We start from the raw sequence: 848 nt of genomic DNA, 5'->3' as shown, positions 1-848 counted from the left end.
CCGGGTCGGCGCCGAGGAGGCCCACCACCTGCCCCCGGTCGTCCCGAGCAAGGTGGTCGCGGTGCACCTCAACCACCGCAGCCGGGTCGAGGAGTTCCAGATCGAGCTGACTCCCACCCCCACCTACTTCCACAAGCCGACCTCGGCGCTCAACGCGCACCGCGGCGCGATCGTGCGGCCCGACGGCTGCCAGTACCTCAACTACGAGGGCGAGGTGGCCATCGTCATCGGCCGCACCTGCCGCAACATCTCCCCGGCCGAGGCGGGCGAGTACATCGCCGGCTACACGGTGGCCAACGACTACGGCCTGCACGACTTCCGCGACACCGACGCCGGCTCCATGCTGCGGGTCAAGGGATCCGACACGCTCTGCCCGCTGGGCCCCGGTCTGGTCACCGACTGGGACTTCCACGGCAAGTACCTGCGCACCTACGTCAACGGCGAGATCGTGCAGGACGGCTCCACCGACGAGATGGAGTGGGACATGCACTACCTCGTCGCCGACATCGCCCGCACCATCACCCTGTACCCCGGTGACGTGCTGCTGTCTGGGACCCCCGCCAACTCCCGGCCGGTGCGGCCCGGTGACGTGGTCGAGGTGGAGGTCGAGGGCCTCGGACGGCTCACCAACCACATCGTCACCGGCCCGGTCCCGGTCCGCGACGACTGCGGTGCCCAGCCCACCGAGTCCGAGGAGGTCCTGTCCACCGCGTTCGGCGGCGACTGGGAGTTCCGCGGCGTCCGGGCGCCCAGGCGCCCCTGAACGGGTGGCGTGCCCCGACGGTGCCGCCCCGGGGCCCGCCGTCCGGCGCATCTCTCCGGTCGCTCGTCTCCGGGGCCGCCGGCGC

At 71.9% G+C, this 848-nt stretch carries 1 protein-coding gene; it reads left to right on the top strand.

Annotation, left to right across the window (positions count from 1 at the left end; all coding sequences use genetic code 11):
* Positions 1 to 763 (top strand): fumarylacetoacetate hydrolase family protein (locus tag ABD308_RS23755; protein ID WP_344338375.1); only part of this gene is annotated, 763 nt, incomplete at its 5' end.
* Positions 764 to 848 lie beyond the last annotated feature (85 nt).

It is taken from the genome of Kitasatospora putterlickiae, from assembly GCF_039527695.1.
Taxonomy (GTDB): Bacteria; Actinomycetota; Actinomycetes; order Streptomycetales; family Streptomycetaceae; genus Kitasatospora; species Kitasatospora putterlickiae.
This window is presented reverse-complemented; position numbering and strand designations above follow the sequence as displayed.